The sequence below is a fragment of the Flavobacteriales bacterium genome (assembly GCA_016124845.1).
GTDB lineage: Bacteria > Bacteroidota > Bacteroidia > UBA10329 > UBA10329 > UBA10329.
Genome location: WGMW01000008.1, coordinates 152555 through 168069, shown reverse-complemented (window position 1 = coordinate 168069; position 15515 = coordinate 152555). Strand labels below are relative to the sequence as shown.

The following is a 15515-nucleotide window of genomic DNA, read 5'->3' as shown; positions in this document are numbered from 1 at the left end:
GAAACATGACCATCGAACAGGCCCAACGAACCGTTGACCAATGGATCAACACCACAGGTGTCCGCTATTTCAATGAATTGACGAACATGGCCATGCTCACCGAGGAGGTGGGCGAAGTGGCGCGCATCATTGCCAGACGTTACGGAGAACAGTCGGAAAAGGAAAGTGACAAAGACAAGGACCTTGGGGATGAAATGGCTGATGTGCTTTTCGTGCTGTTGTGTCTGGCCAATCAGACGGGTGTAGATCTAACTGAGGCACTCAAGAAGAACCTTGAAAAGAAAACGGCCCGCGATGCAGACCGTCATCAGAGCAATCCTAAATTGCGGTAGAGACGCAATTCATCGCGTCTCGTGATGATGGTCTTAGAAAGATGGGATGAATGAAGCCGCGATAAATAGAGACGCGATAAATCGCGTCTCTACGGGTCAATATTCTTTCTTCACCGTTTGGATGAAGTTGATCATCTGGATCCAGTATTCGGTTTCACCCTCGGTGCCTTTATCTAAACAGGCGGCCCCATGAGCGCCTCCCTTCGGTGGAGCAAAGAATATCTTCTTGTCTGTTCGCACCGCATCCGCAATCGGTTTAACATACTTCTTCTCATCTGCACTGCAAGCAATGAAAGTTGGCTTGGTGAGTTGATGCGCCACATCCATTACATTCAACTTGTTGCCAAAATATTCTCCTGGACTGAATGCGATAACAGCCGCCACCTGTGACATCTCCTGACCGAGTTTCATAGCAAGCGATGCCGTGTACGAACTGCCGAAAATGATCACAGGCTTTCGGGCAATGATGAATGCCTTTTGGATGGCCGCGATCATATCCTGTTCCGAATCAAGATATTCCGTACCCAAGCCAGTTTCCTTGGCAAGCACGAAGGTCTCGTTTACAATGAAGTTGGATTCTTTGCCTGACCGCAGATCCACGGCAATGCAGTTCACTTCCAGTTTGTTCAGTTTTGGCGCAATGCGTTGAAACTCGCCACGGCTCGATTGTGCCTTATGGAACAGCACCACCCAAGGGTAACTTGGGTCGGCCTCATACATGTCGGCCGTGATCGTTACACCATCTTTAGAAGGGAATTTTACTCGTCTGGCGGTCTGTGCATCAACACTTGCAGCGCTGACCAGTACAACCAGCAGTAAACTCAGAACTCTCAATCTCATCATCCTCGAAAATTACGATTGCTTACGCACCTCTATCAATCAATGTTCCAATTTTTCGAACAGAGTAACCAACAATAAAAAACCCTGTTCGCACAAACGAACAGGGTTTCGGGAAATTCTATTGTTTGCAAGATTACTTTTCTGCAAGAACGATGACCTTATTGTTGTTCATCTCCACAACACCACCACCGATATCGAAGTACTGAACATCACCATCCACGGCTTCTACCTTTATCTTTCCTTTTACCAAGGTTGAAACAATTGGTGCGTGGTTGTTCAAGATGCCGAAAAGACCTTCTTTGCCAGGAAGTTGCACGTGACGTGCTTCTCCTTCAAAAACCTTTTCGTCTGGTGTTACGATTTCGAGTGTCATAGTTATTGGGTTATTCGTTATTAAGTTATTGAGTTAATCACCGATAACGAATAACCAATAACCTATAACTTGTGTCGTTTAGGCTTCCGCCATCAACTTCTTACCTTTTTCAATCGCTTCTTCGATGGTTCCAACAAGGTTGAATGCAGCTTCTGGATATTCATCCACCTCACCGTCCATGATCATGTTGAAGCCTTTGATGGTGTCTTCGATACTTACGAAAACGCCTTTCAGACCAGTAAACTGCTCGGCCACGTGGAACGGCTGAGAAAGGAAACGCTGAACTCGTCTTGCGCGGTGTACAACCAATTTGTCCTCTTCAGAAAGTTCGTCCATACCAAGAATGGCGATGATATCCTGAAGTTCCTTGTATCGCTGAAGCGTTTCCTTCACGCGTTGAGCAGTATCGTAATGGTTTGCACCAACGACTGCTGGAGTTAGAATTCGAGAAGTTGAATCCAATGGGTCAACCGCTGGGTAGATACCCAACTCAGCGATCTTACGGGAAAGTACTGTTGTTGCATCCAAGTGCGAGAAAGTTGTCGCTGGAGCAGGGTCGGTCAAGTCATCCGCAGGTACGTAAACCGCCTGTACAGATGTGATCGATCCACGCTTAGTTGAAGTAATACGCTCCTGCATCAATCCCATCTCAGTTGCCAATGTTGGCTGGTAACCTACCGCAGATGGCATACGACCAAGAAGTGCCGATACCTCAGAACCTGCCTGTGTAAATCGGAAGATGTTATCGATGAAGAAAAGGATGTCACGACCTCCTGATTTCTCATCACCATCACGGAAGTACTCCGCAATTGTCAATCCTGAAAGCGCCACACGCGCACGTGCACCTGGAGGCTCGTTCATCTGACCGAAAACGAAAGTCGCTTTCGACTTCTTCAATTTCTCATGATCGACCTTGGAAAGATCCCAACCGCCTTCTTCCATGCTGTGACGGAATGCATCACCATAATCGATAATTCCTGCTTCGATCATCTCACGAAGAAGGTCGTTTCCTTCACGTGTTCTTTCACCAACACCTGCAAATACAGAAAGACCTCCGTGTCCTTTGGCGATGTTGTTGATCAACTCCTGGATCAATACGGTTTTACCAACACCGGCACCACCGAAAAGACCGATCTTACCACCTTTTGCATAAGGCTCAATAAGGTCGATTACTTTGATACCTGTGAAAAGTACTTCTGTAGAAGTTGAAAGGTCTTCGAACTTAGGTGGAAGTTTGTGAATCGGGTAACCGCCTTTCTTATCGCAATCGGCCATTCCATCGATCGGGTCTCCAACCACGTTGAAAAGACGACCGAAGATCTGATCACCGATAGGCATGGTGATCGGTGCGCCAAGTGCGCGAACTTCCGTTCCGCGGCTCAAACCGTCTGTTGAGTCCATCGCAATGGCACGAACGGTGTCTTCACCGATGTGCTGCTGGCACTCAAGCGTTACTACTTGTCCGTCAGGACGTGTTACTTCAAGGGCATCCATGATCTTTGGAAGCTCTCCACCCTCGGTGAAACTCACGTCCAATACTGGACCGATGATCTGGGCTACTTTACCGGTTTGAACTGACATTTACTTTAGCTTTGATTCAGAGGTATATGCTCGAAATTTTCGGCTGCGAAAGTAGGTCATTTAAATCAGGGTGACAAGGGGTGTTTAAAATTTGTTGACAAGCATGTTGAGATGTGCTTTTTGAGTACAAAAATGACACCTATAGCCCGTGTAAATGGATATTTTTGTCGCCCATCGAAGTGAGGAAAAACGCGTGAAGGTCTATCATTCCATTGAGGAGTTTGAGAAAGTGAACGGTGCTGTTGTGACCACAGGAACGTTTGATGGTGTACACATCGGGCATCGCAAGATCATTGCCCGCATCAATGAGATTGCCCGTAAGATCGATGGCGAAAGTGTGCTGCTGACCTTCCATCCGCATCCGCGCATGGTACTGTTTCCAGATGACCACGGTTTGGAACTCATTACCACGTTGGATGAGAAGATAAAACTGTTGGAAGAGGCTGGAGTTCAGAACCTCATCATTCATCCATTTACACGCGAATTTTCGCGGACAACTTCCATCGATTTCATCCGTGATATTCTGGTGGAGAAATTGGGGACGAGTGTGCTGGTCATCGGTTACGACCATCATTTCGGAAGGAACAGGGAAGGAAGCTTTGAGCATTTGCGCGAGTCAGGGCCGCTCTATGGTTTTCAGGTGGAGGAAATTTCGGCTCAAGATGTTGACGATGTGGCGGTGAGTTCCACCAAGATCCGCGCAGCGTTAAGCCATGGCGATGTGGCCACCGCTGCCAAATACCTTTCGTACATGTATGAATTGTCTGGAACGGTGATCCATGGCGATAAACTGGGAAGAACCTTGGGGTATCCAACGGCAAATGTTCAGGTGGAGGATAGAAATAAGGTCATTCCTGCCAACGGTGTGTATGCCTGCTACGTCTTATTGGGCGGAAGGAAATTCAACGGCATGCTCAATATCGGCACCCGCCCGACCGTTGATGGAGGAGCAAGAAGAATTGAGGTTCATATTTTTGAACTGAATGAAGAATTGTACGGTCAGAAGATCACACTTCAGTTGAAAGACCGCATCCGAGATGAACAGAAGTTCGATTCGGTCGATCAGTTGAAGGAACGATTGCTGATCGATAAGAATGAAGCTGAAAAGATATTATGAGGTATTTGTCGCTTATCCTATTCGTCATTTTTTCCAAATACTCATTTGGACAGAATTACACGTTGGATGCGCTTGAAACTCAGGTCTATCAATACACAACGCTTGAGGAAGCTTTGGCCGCTCCGCACGATAGCGTCTACAGCCTGAAACTGAAAGAACGCTTGAAGGAAGTTCCTCCAGAAGTGTTCACCGAGTTTCCAAACCTGCAATGGTTGGATCTGAGCAGAAACCGCCTGAAATCCATTCCTCCCGAACTCGGTCTGTTAAAAAATCTTAAAAAGCTGATTCTCAACAAGAACAAAATTGAAGAGCTTCCAGCGGAGATCGGGCAGTTGGAAGACCTGCGGGAACTCATCATCAGTCAGAATGAACTGGTGACACTTCCTATGGAGATCGGGAACCTGAAAAAGCTGCGCTACATAGATATGTGGAGCAACAATATCACGGGTTTGCCTGGCTCAATGGCCGAAATGTATGCGCTTCAGGAGATCGATCTTCGGGTTATTGTGATGACAGCAGCGGAGCAGGAGGACATTAAGATTCTGCTTCCGAACGTAGAGGTGAAAATGGATCAACATTGTAATTGCGGGAATTGATGGGCTGTTGATATTGGGAAATACATTTCCTAATTTCAGTCGCAAATTCCACGGTCATGAAAACTCAATTACGCAGTTTCCTCATCATTTCAAGTATGATTTTCGGTTGGTTGATGCTTGGTTCGTGGAATGGCGGCCCTGCCCCCGAATCCAAAAGCGACAGTCTGGCCATTATCCGAGTGGTGAAACCCGTGAACGAGCTTTTCAATATCAAATCGGTGGTGTTTGTTTCGAAAGGTGCAGGAAAGATCGATCAGGTGGAAGTGACCGATGCCGATCATGGTGATGGCGACTTCGTTCTGAAGCAAACATTGTCAGATTTTCTGAGCAATGGCTATACCATTCAGTCAGCCACAGAAGCTGTTGGAGACGGCATGCAACTCAATACCTACTATCTGAAGAAGAAGGTTATTTGAACCTTGCGTTTTAAATGGATATTTCGAGCGCCATAACTCCTTTAGCGGTCACGCTGGTAATGGCGTTATTGGTCGCAGCTTCCAAGAAAAAGCCAAAGGAAGATAAGAAGGGAAATAAAATACTTCGACTTCCTGTTTTGTACCCGATTATTGGAGGTTTTGCTACGATTGCCGGGCTCACGGTTTTAGTTTACGGATTATGGACATGTGAACCTGATGAGACCATATTTGTTCTAATGCTTTTTCTAATGGCCAGCGGCCTTGGAATTCCGTTGCTACTAATAGGCATCGTGTTTAAATTGGTGATTACTCCGGATCAATTGGAACAAACCACCATGCTCGGCAAGATAAAGACGATGAAATGGGTTGATATTGAGTCTGTCACCTTTGGAAAGGTCAGTCTGGAACTGAAAATCAGGAGCAAGGATCAGCAAATTAAAGCACACATGCATTTAGTTGGATTCCCTTACCTGATTGATGAAATAGAATCGAATACGAAGTTTAATAGACAGGAAATGGGAATTCCACAAATCTAAGTTCTGTATTGGCCGATAATTGAAATTGGCTTAAGGCGGGAAGAACCTTGTTTAACTGAATAGATTTCCCTGAGAACTTTCATGTTCCAATAACCATTGCTTCCGTTTTAAACCGCCTGCATAGCCTGTCAGGCTTCCATCGCTACCAATAACCCGATGACACGGAATGATGATGGCGATCGGATTTTTCCCATTGGCTGTTCCTGCTGCACGGATCACTTTCGGGTCACCGAGGCGTTTGGCCAGCTGCAAGTAAGAAATGGTCTTCCCGAACGGAATGGATTGCAATTCAATCCAAACAGCCTTTTGAAATTCGGTTCCTTCCGGGTTCAGGATTAAATCGAACACCGTTCTCGTTCCTTCAAAATACTCCTGAAGTTGCTGAACGCATCGGTCTAAAATTTCGCTTGAATGAAAGATGCTCGGTTCACCCTCAATGAAAAGAACCTTGGAAATCGCTCCGTTCGTTTCCGTTATCTCAAGCGTCCCTATAGGAGAAAGAAAATGGGTAACCCGCATGCCGCAAGTTACCCATCCTTAAAACAAACATGTGTGAATTATCGCGCCAGAATGATCTTTCCGGTTTTGAGGAAAGCACCATCAAGGTCTGTAAGACGGTAGATGTACGTGCCGTTTGTGAATCGATCCATTGAGATGACATTCTGAGATGCATTCAATTGCTGGTCATAAACTCGTTGTCCCATGATGTTTGAGATGATGAGCTTTCCACCGTTGAGTTTGCCAAGGTTGAAAGTGACATCAGAAACAACGGGGTTCGGATAAACTTGAATTGCAGCAATATCCTCCTCGGCAATACCAACTGTGATGGTCTCGTAATCAAGGTCATCAAAATACACAACGCTATTCTCTTGAGGGTTATTCGTATTGCTTGACAGCAAAAGAATTTGAACAAGAGTCGGAGAATCAGCAGAATAGTAGGTCACGGGAGCACTGAACTGAGTCCATGATGAGACAACCGTATTGCCACTCCATTCAGCTGAGCCAACGGTATCACCGGTCGTCTCGTTGATCAACAATGCAGAAAACGAATATGTATCTGAATTCACGGGGTCGGCCCTATACCATCCCGTAAATGCTGTTGGTCTTGCTGTGAACGGGTCACCTCCATCCACGGCCTGTGTCTGCGTGTTGATGGTACCGTTGGTGCAGATTCCAGGTGCCATCTCGTCAACTGGAGGCAAAGTTATCTGTACGTGCTGCGTCACTAACTTAAGGGCGTTACTGCCTCCGTGGACATTGGACGATTCTTTTTGAGTAGTGCAGATTCCGACCAAGTAGGTGTTTGCGTTGAGGGTTCCCCAATCCGTCAGACTTTCGCAGCTTCCCGGACCAGAGGTCCAGTTTTCAAAACCGCCATTGGTAATTTGAGCAAGGCTTGCACTAAAAGTGAATGCTAAAGCCGAAAAAAGAAGTAGATGTTTTATCATGATCAATGGTTTTTAGTTGCAATCAAAGTAATGCAAAAGTTTTGCTCTTGCTTGTCATTTGCTACTCGTAGTGTAATTTCAACCTCCGTTTATTAAAAATTATTCTTTCATGAGAAGTTTTGCTTCTGAAATTCGAACCGTTTCAATCGTAGTCTGCTTACTTTTTCTTGCAAACGGGGCGTTCTCGCAAACGTCCTTTGAACGCGTAAAGACGATATTCAACAATAACTGTACGATCGGTTGTCACAGTGGGTCAAATCCCAGCGGACAGCTGAACCTGTCTGGAACGGTTGCGGAGGTCTATGCAGAACTGGCCGGAGTTGTACCCGTGAATCCTGCCGCGGTAAGTGCCGGTTTGAAGCTGGTAGATCCAGGTTACCCCGAAAGAAGTTTCCTTTTCGCCAAGATCGCTGCGGATATTGACCCGGTCAGTCATCTGGTTCAGGCAATGGGAACGCAGATGCCACAGAACAGCCCGCATCTTGCATACGAGGACATTGAAATGGTGCGTCAATGGATTCTATTTGGGGCTGATACTGTTTCTGATTATGTCGATCCGCAGCTGTTGTCTGATTACTACAATGGAACGATGGGTATGTCGCGAATGGAGCCGCTTCCCATTCCAGACCCATCCGAAGGAATTCAGATCCATTACGGACCGTTCTTTCTGGCTCCGCTTGAAGAGAGGGAGTTTTTCTACAAATACAGCACAGACCTTACGGATCCGACCGAGGTGAACCGCGTGAATATCGAGATCAACGATTTCGGACATCATACGGCACTTTATCGATACTACCCCAATCAAGACACGAATTTTGCTCCCGGCCTCAGACCGGTGAACAGTATTCTTGATGCAGCGGGTGTTTATTACACGGCAGACATCATCGGTCAATGGCCAAATAGTCAAGACGTGGTGCTTCCGGAAGGGGCAGCGTTTTTCTGGAATGCGAATGTGGTCCTGGACCTCAACTATCACTTGCCGAATTACAGTTCGGATTCCATTCTTGCGGGCGAGTTCTACATGAATGTGTATACGCAACCATCTGGCACGGCTCAAGAGGAAATGAAATCAAGCCCCGTGTATTATGGAGGTAACGATCCTTCGGCCTTGGTCATTCCTCCAGGTACCACCGATTCGGTTTACAGGATCACCCAGTACGAAACGGATACAACCTATACATGGTATATCTGGTCCATTATGGCGCACACGCACAAAACAGGGCAAGATTTTCAAGTTTGGATGAGAAACCCAGATGGAACGAAGGGCGATAACATTTATAATGGTCATTACGATGATACCTACAGTTTCGATCAGGGATATTACGATTGGCAGCACCCGCCTTTCAGAACGTTTGATGATGAACTGCTTGAAGTGAATTTTACCAATGGGTTGATTCATGAAGCTACGTTTACGAATCCAGGACAGAATACGATCTATTTCGGTCTTACAACGGAAGACGAGATGTATGTCACTTACATTCAGTATGTGGAGGAGCCGCTCACCGCTGGTATTGAAGAACAGAATGGCTTAGCACCGAACCCGCTCAAGGTTTACCCGAATCCAACGAATGGAACCATCAATCTGGCATTTGATGTAACAGAAAGAGACCAGTTTCAGGTGGTTCTACTGAACGAAATGGGGCAAGAGGTCTATCGATCGTCCGCCAATTGTTCGATCGGTCGGCAGCGCATCAGTTTGGATAAACAAACACTCGGTCTGTCCGAAGGGCTCTATTTCGTGAAGGTTTCTTCAGCTGGTCAGCAGTTGTCTTCCAAGATTGTTCTGTACTGATCAGAACTTCAGGGTCAGCATCGTCATAAAGTTGAAACCCGCTTGCGGATAGTAGAAATTCTCCGTGGTGGTTTGACCTCCGTAGATATACGAGAATGTATATCCGTTGGAAGAATACAATTGGTTGAAGATGTTGTTCAACTGTAGTCCCAAGCCGATCTCCTTGAAGAATTTCCAACTGATGCTGTAGCTCACTTGAACGTTATTTACAACGTAGCCTTTCAGCATGCGGTCGCTATTTGATGTATTGTCCAAGAACTGCTTGCCTACATATTTGGTGATGAATGATGCGCGGAGCTTCTTGATCGGTTCGTAGGTAAGGTTGCCCGCAGCAATATAATTCGGTGAGAAGGCAATGTCGGTTGTTCCATGATGAATGGCCACCTGACCACCATTGTCATAATCGTCCACATATTCTGTGAAATCCCAGATCTTGTTCTGACTCCAAGTGAAGTTTCCTGAAATATTCAGGTTTTTGATGATGTTCCAATTGGCCGTCAGCTCCAATCCGTAGCGGTCGCTCCAATCCACATTCTGGTGCGTATACGAACCCACATCATTGATGGCACCTGTCAGTACCAACTGATTGTGGTAGATCATCCAAAAGGCATTGATGCCGACCGAATACGTACGCGACCGTCTCTGATAGCCCAATTCCCAATCGTAGAGCGTTTCGTGTTTCGGGCGTGTGAGTTGCGTACTTTCCACAAGATCGGTTCGTGCGGGCTCTCGGTTGGCCATGGCAATGGACGTGTAGAAACGGTTGCGGCTGTTCATCTCGTAGTTGATGCCGAATTTCGGATTGAAGAAATGCCAGTTCAACAGTTGTTGCTGCATCGATACATCTCCGAAAATGGAAGCGAACGGTCCATAGAAACTGTATTCAATGGTCCGGTGCTGAAGGTCCGCAAACAGGCTTACTTTCGGATGTACGAAGTAGGTTGCCTTCACATAAATATTGATGTCGTTCTTACGAGCATTGTTCTCGTAATAACGATGATGGATGGACTCGTAGGCATCGGAATCCGTTCCTACAACTTCACCATAATGTTTACCCAGATATTGATTGAAACCGCCACCGAACGTGGCCGAGAACCGTTTGCCAGAATTGTAGTTCAAACTGAATGTGGCACCATAAAAATGGTTGTCGAGCCAACGCCTGCGGATGATGTCCGAAGTTTTGGTCGTATCGTTTCCCTGGATCACAAATGGCAATCCATAATCAGAAAGATTCTCACCCAATTTCTGTTCTTCATAATAGCCGTAACCACGGGTATAATGTCCCGTCAGGTTGAAATTCCATTGCTGGTTGAACTCGTGCGAAAGGATCAGTTGGTAATGATCCTGTCGGTAATGGTCGATCTGGTTCTTGTACGTGTAATAGTTGTACCTGCGGTCGCTGTTTCTGAGATTGTCTGCTTCCGCATGAGACAGGTCATTCCGCTCTATGTAGGCGTTCAGCTGGCCAATGTCGCCTGTAATGCGCGCTTCGGGTGTTCCGTACCATGCCTGATAGGTTTTTTCCAACCCCGAAAGCACGTTGAAACGAATCAACGTCTTTTTGCCATGGTACGCAGCCGAAGCGTAGAGTGACCAAAGACTGGAACTTCCGCGGTCTACATAGCCGTCTGATGAGATCCGGCTCAATCGGGCATCGATGGTGAACTTGTTGGCGATCAGTCCAGAGCCGCCCGCGATCGTATGTCGCCACGTGTTGAACGAGCCGTAACCGTTGATGATATCGACATACCACTTTTTGTGGAGCGTTCCTGTTTGCATATTGAGGCTGGCACCGAATGCCGAGCCTCCGTTGCTGCTGGTTCCCACGCCCCGCTGCACCTGAATATTGCTCAGACTGGATGCGAGGTCGGGAAAATCGACCCAATATGTTCCGTGCGATTCAGAATCATTGACAGGAACACCGTTCAAAGTCACATTGATGCGTGTTGGATCTGTACCACGGATTCGTATTCCTGTGTAGCCGACCCCAGCACCGGCATCTGAGGTGGTCACCACGCTTGGTTCCAGTTGCAGCACATAAGGAATGTCGCGACCATAATTCCGCTCTTTGATGGTTTTTTCATCTACATCCGTGTAAGCAGTTGCCGTGTTGTGGCTGGCGCGAGTTGATAGCACCACCGCCTCATCTTTCTGGTAAGATGTCGGTTTCAGGTAGATCGATTGTAGCTCATTCGTTCCAGAGGCCGTGTTTATTTCCTTGTCATCGTAACCGATGAAACTCAGCAGCAGCGTAAGCGAATCGCTTTTGCCGTACCGCAAGTTGAATTTGCCTTCACTGTCGGTAAACGTTCCGCTGTAAGTTCCCTTCACCGAAACATTCACGCCCGGAATGGCCGAACTGTCAGCCGCAGAATAAACTGTTCCTGATATGGATTGGGCCCGCATTTGTAAAGCGCACAGGCATAGCGCCACCGTAAATAGTTGTGTTTTCATCTTCCTTACGCCAGCATTACCTGGATCAAGTTGTAGGGTATGATCTCAGCCCGATTTTCGGACACCCCCGATTGGCGGCAAAATTACGATTAGTTTGGTCTGAAGAAAGTTTATGCGTTCGCAACCTCAGAATCTGCTTAGTTTAGCGTTCCACTTACAAATGATTCGTTAAAAGAAGGATGGAACAGTTTCGGGCAAAGTTCAGTTTCTGGTTGGCGCAAACGGTAACGAAACTCGCTGGCCGCACCGGTTGGCCATGGCTCATAAAGTTGATGAGGAGATTGACGGGGACCCAGTTGACAGTTGAGCAGATGTTGGCCATTCGGAAAGAGATAAGAAAGAAATCGGATTCGAAACTTCTGATTTTTGGAGTAGGAAACGACAGCCTTTTTTGGATGAATTCCAATCTTGGTGGAAGAACCGTTTTTATTGAGGACGATGATTTCTGGTTACGTAAGATCAAAAAACGTATCGCAGGAATTGAAGCCTACTTAGTGGCCTATGATACGAAGATCGAACAATGGAAAGAGCTTCTTCAGAATCAGGAAAAGCTATCAATGCAATTCCCTTCAGATATTGCTGACCAGAAATGGGATGTTGTTCTTGTTGATGCGCCTACAGGCTGGGGAGAAGGAACCACAGGTCGAATGAAAAGCATCTACGCAGGAAGACAGTTGGTCGGGTCGGGTGATGTTTTTGTGCACGATTGTGAAAGAGAGGTGGAGATCGCCTACTGCGATAATATTTTAAAGCCAGAACACTTCATCAAGGAGATCACGGCAGTGGATGTCGGCTATCTCAGACATTATAGATTCCAAGCTTAATTGCCAAGAACCATATTGCAAACCCGCTCAGGAACACGATTCCTGCCCAGCTCAGCATTTTGAGCCACACAGCAGGTTGGTCTTTCTTCTGAATCTGATTTCCGGTCACCAAACGGAAATTGACGATGGCAATAAGCGGTGCGATGAGAAAACTGATGGTCGTGGCCAGATCAACCAATACTTTAATGTGTTTGCCAAGGAGGAAGATGATGAGAAACGCTCCGATTCCGATGACCGCCAGCGACAAATTGTAAGCTCTTTTCGTACTCAGATTTTTCTTTTCAGGAAGAAAAAGCAATTCGATCGTCCGTTCAAAACTACGGGCGAAGCCATCAAAAACCGCAATGCATGTTCCGAACATGATGCTGAACGCTGCGGTTGCGATGATCAAATAACTCCAGCCACAGATGTAATTGGTGTAAAGCCCAACAACCGCATTGGCAAAAGCACCGCTGCTGTCGGGTAGTTCGGTTCCCGTTCCGTAAAGCATATTCGCACCAAGCGTAACGAAGCAAAGCGACAGCACAGCCGAAACGATGTAACCGAGATTGAAATCGGCCAGAGTTTCCTTCATGCTAGGGCGATAGCCTGTTTCCTTGATGCGCTCCAACGTCCACAGACTGTTCCAGGCGCTGAGGTCTACCGCTGTTGGCATCCAGCCCATCAATGCAATTATGAAAAGCATGCTGCCTTCATCCCAAATGCTGGGAGGAACAAAATCTGGCAGTTGCGGATTCGGGCCTTTGTTCAGCGCAAGCACAAATGCAAAAACCGTGGATAGCAACAGCACCGAACCGATGATCTTGGTGAGTTTGTCAAGAAGACCGTACTGTCCGCTGGCGAGTATGAGAATGCACACGGAAAATAGCGCGATGGTGGCGTAAATTCCCCACGAGGTGATTCCGAAAAGGTTCTGAAGGAAACCCGAAGTGACCGCTCCAACGGCTGCTGAAACAAACAACATGCTGATGATGGTGATGAGGAAATAGAGCCAAAGCATCCACTTGCCGATGCGCTTGTAGCCATCGATCAGGCTTTCTCCTGTGGCATTGGCGTAGCGACTTCCAAATTCGAAAAACGGGTATTTAAATAGGTTGGCCGCTATGATGAATCCGACCAGTGCAAACCCGAAATTGGCTCCCGCCCGCGTGCTCTGCACCAAGTGCGAAACACCGATGGCCGTGCTGGCAAATAGAATCCCCGGGCCAAGGGTTTTCAAGAAGTTGGTGAGTCGGTTTCCTTGCACGGAATTAGGATTTCTTACACAGAGGGATTGTTTGAGAAATAGAGATGCACAGAGAGGTTTTTAGATGACGAAGCGTTTGATTCCGTTTTTGAGAAGTTTCATGTTGAAGTTGATCAAAAGTCCTTTTGGATACTTGCCCAGCCGCATGTAGGTCAGAATCTGGGCGGTGTGAACATCGGTAAGTTTTTCTACGATTTTCAGTTCAACGACAACCTCATTTTCGACCAATAGGTCGATTCTATATCCTTGATCCAATTCCATTCCCTTGTAAATAACAGGCATGGGGATTTCTGTTTCCACTTTGAGTCCGAGTTCTTTCAACTCCATCACCAAACATGATTGATAAACGGACTCCAAAAGTCCCGGACCCAATTCTCGGTGAACTTCAATTGCCGCACCGATGATCAATCCTGTGAGTCCATCTTCGCTTCTCATTATATGGTGGTTTTACACAGAGATTCTTTGAGAAAAAGAGATGCGCAGAGGAAATGAATCACCGAAAGAAAACTGTCTCTGTGTGTCTCCAAAACTCAATATTATCTCTGTGCAATTAAAAAATAAATAAAACCGTGATAAACAGAACTCCTCCAACACCCATCAATGCAACGGAATATGGCAGTATTTCTTTGGCTTTCAGCCCGGTGATTCCGAGGAGAGGCAATGCCCAGAAAGGTTGAAGCATGTTTGTGAGTTGATCACCGTAGGCCAATGCCATGATGCTTTTGGGAATGCTCACACCCAATTCGGAAGCAGCCTGAAGGATGATCGGTCCCTGAACACCCCATTGTCCGCCACCGCTCGGAACGAAAATATTCACGATTCCCGCGCTGATAAGCGTGAAGATCGGGAAGGTGGTCTGGTTGGAAATGTTCACGAAAAAATCTGAGAACAGCTGCACCAGCCCGGAACTGTTCATAATGCCCATGATGCCGAAATAGAGCGGGAATTGAATCAGTATTCCAGAAGCACCACCAATGGCTTGATCAATGGCTTTCAGGAATCGGAAAAAACTTCTGTGCAGCAACAATCCGAGACCGAGCAGCAGCAGGTTGATGTAATTCGGGGTGATGAAACCGAAACCCTTTTCGGGGAAAATATGAGCAGCCTGATACATGCAATAAATGGTTATGACCGCACCGATGGCAAGACCGAAATACTTGGAGTGATCCAGTTTTTCAGCACCCGAAACATCCACCGATTCCAGTTTCAGATCGGGTTTGGAAATGGGCAGATAACTACCGATGGATGCGCGTTTTCCCATCCAATACATGAATGTGGGAAGGACAATGATCACAAGTAGAATGGCAACGAGATTCATGTTCCCAAAAACGGTTTCCGAAAATGAAACAGGGTCGGGAAGGAGTTGCAATTGCTCGGGTGAGACGATTCCTTCCATCAATGAATGAATGTGCCCTTTCTCAGCCACTTTAATCGGTGCCGATCCCGAAATGCCTCCATGCCAGACCATCAACCCAGAATAACCCGCAGCACCGATTAACGGATAGTTCAGGTCGATGTCTTTCTGTACCGCATGTTCCCCGACTTTCCTTGCCAGAATCGCTCCGAAGATCAGTCCAAGTCCCCAATTGAACAGTGCAACAAGTACCGTAAGCAGCGTAACAATCGCTGCGGCATTGGCCGAGTTGGTGCAGAATCGTGTGGCGTAGCTGATGATAGCATCGACAGGTTTGGTCAACGCAAGCGTATGTCCGAGCACCAGGATCAGCATCATCTGCATAGCAAATACCATGAGCCCGCTGTTCCAAATGCCGTTCTCCCAAAACCCGAAAACCTCAATAACCCGATTGAAACCTGTGGCCTCTGAGGATGTGAATCCGAATGCCAACAACATGGTAATAATGGTCAGAACCACCGCAATGGTGAACGGGGCGGGAAGTAGCGCTCGGAAGGCTTTTTCAATAGCTGATGAGAAACTCATGCATCAAATATGCAGAGTTTA

Annotated in this window: 16 protein-coding genes and 1 riboswitch; of the genes, 7 read left to right on the top strand and 9 right to left on the bottom strand. The window is 46.9% G+C overall.

Annotated features, from left to right (window positions below; genetic code table 11):
* Positions 1-5 precede the first annotated feature (5 nt).
* Positions 6-332, top strand: a complete 327-nt coding sequence (locus GC178_03855; GenBank protein MBI1286692.1) for a pyrophosphatase — start codon at positions 6-8, stop codon at positions 330-332.
* Positions 333-428: 96 nt separating this feature from the next.
* Here GC178_03855 and GC178_03850 read toward each other — a convergent pair whose 3' ends face one another.
* The 3 genes from GC178_03850 to GC178_03840 form a co-directional block, all read right to left on the bottom strand.
* Positions 429-1175 (bottom strand): hypothetical protein, encoded by a 747-nt coding sequence (locus GC178_03850; GenBank protein MBI1286691.1) that lies wholly within the window; start codon positions 1173-1175, stop codon positions 429-431.
* Between the two features lie 130 nt (positions 1176-1305).
* Positions 1306-1545, bottom strand: a complete 240-nt coding sequence (gene atpC / locus GC178_03845; protein ID MBI1286690.1) for an ATP synthase F1 subunit epsilon — start codon at positions 1543-1545, stop codon at positions 1306-1308.
* 78 nt (positions 1546-1623) lie between these two features.
* Positions 1624-3126 carry a F0F1 ATP synthase subunit beta gene (locus tag GC178_03840; protein ID MBI1286689.1) on the bottom strand — a complete coding sequence of 501 codons (1503 nt, stop codon included), beginning with the start codon at positions 3124-3126 and terminating at the stop codon, positions 1624-1626.
* Positions 3127-3319: 193 nt separating this feature from the next.
* Between GC178_03840 and GC178_03835 the strand changes: the two genes are divergently transcribed.
* The 4 genes from GC178_03835 to GC178_03820 are packed head-to-tail and all read left to right on the top strand — an operon-like array spanning position 3320 to position 5791.
* A complete protein-coding gene (locus GC178_03835) occupies positions 3320-4243 on the top strand; it encodes a bifunctional riboflavin kinase/FAD synthetase (GenBank protein MBI1286688.1) in 924 nt (307 codons plus the stop codon).
* Entirely contained in the window at positions 4240-4839 is a 600-nt protein-coding gene (locus GC178_03830) for a hypothetical protein (protein MBI1286687.1), read from the top strand. The genes GC178_03835 and GC178_03830 overlap by 4 nt, the downstream gene beginning before the upstream one ends.
* A 56-nt stretch (positions 4840-4895) precedes the next feature.
* A complete protein-coding gene (locus GC178_03825; protein MBI1286686.1) occupies positions 4896-5255 on the top strand; it encodes a hypothetical protein in 360 nt (119 codons plus the stop codon).
* Between the two features lie 14 nt (positions 5256-5269).
* Positions 5270-5791: a hypothetical protein gene (locus GC178_03820; protein ID MBI1286685.1), complete on the top strand. Its 522-nt coding sequence runs from the start codon at positions 5270-5272 to the stop codon at positions 5789-5791.
* Between the two features lie 51 nt (positions 5792-5842).
* Here GC178_03820 and GC178_03815 read toward each other — a convergent pair whose 3' ends face one another.
* Positions 5843-6310 carry a methylated-DNA--[protein]-cysteine S-methyltransferase gene (locus GC178_03815; protein ID MBI1286684.1) on the bottom strand — a complete coding sequence of 156 codons (468 nt, stop codon included), beginning with the start codon at positions 6308-6310 and terminating at the stop codon, positions 5843-5845.
* Positions 6311-6348: 38 nt separating this feature from the next.
* Complete coding sequence (locus GC178_03810; GenBank protein MBI1286683.1) at positions 6349-7239, bottom strand: T9SS type A sorting domain-containing protein; 891 nt, start codon at positions 7237-7239, stop codon at positions 6349-6351.
* A gap of 109 nt (positions 7240-7348) precedes the next feature.
* On the opposite strand from GC178_03810, the gene GC178_03805 reads away from it, so the two are divergent.
* Complete coding sequence (locus tag GC178_03805) at positions 7349-9031, top strand: T9SS type A sorting domain-containing protein (GenBank protein MBI1286682.1); 1683 nt, start codon at positions 7349-7351, stop codon at positions 9029-9031.
* On the opposite strand, the gene GC178_03800 is transcribed toward GC178_03805, so the two are convergent.
* A complete protein-coding gene (locus GC178_03800; protein ID MBI1286681.1) occupies positions 9032-11485 on the bottom strand; it encodes a TonB-dependent receptor plug domain-containing protein in 2454 nt (817 codons plus the stop codon).
* A riboswitch (TPP riboswitch) is annotated at positions 11471-11564 on the bottom strand. It overlaps the preceding gene by 15 nt.
* Positions 11565-11664: 100 nt before the next feature.
* Here GC178_03800 and GC178_03795 point away from each other — a divergent pair.
* Positions 11665-12309, top strand: coding sequence for a hypothetical protein (locus GC178_03795; GenBank protein ID MBI1286680.1), 645 nt, complete (start codon positions 11665-11667; stop codon positions 12307-12309).
* On the opposite strand, the gene GC178_03790 is transcribed toward GC178_03795, so the two are convergent.
* The 3 genes from GC178_03790 to GC178_03780 form a co-directional block, all read right to left on the bottom strand.
* Positions 12284-13555, bottom strand: a complete 1272-nt coding sequence (locus tag GC178_03790; protein ID MBI1286679.1) for a divalent metal cation transporter — start codon at positions 13553-13555, stop codon at positions 12284-12286. The genes GC178_03795 and GC178_03790 overlap by 26 nt on opposite strands.
* Before the next feature lie 60 nt (positions 13556-13615).
* Positions 13616-13990: a GxxExxY protein gene (locus GC178_03785; protein MBI1286678.1), complete on the bottom strand. Its 375-nt coding sequence runs from the start codon at positions 13988-13990 to the stop codon at positions 13616-13618.
* Between the two features lie 115 nt (positions 13991-14105).
* Entirely contained in the window at positions 14106-15494 is a 1389-nt protein-coding gene (locus GC178_03780; protein ID MBI1286677.1) for a short-chain fatty acid transporter, read from the bottom strand.
* Positions 15495-15515 lie beyond the last annotated feature (21 nt).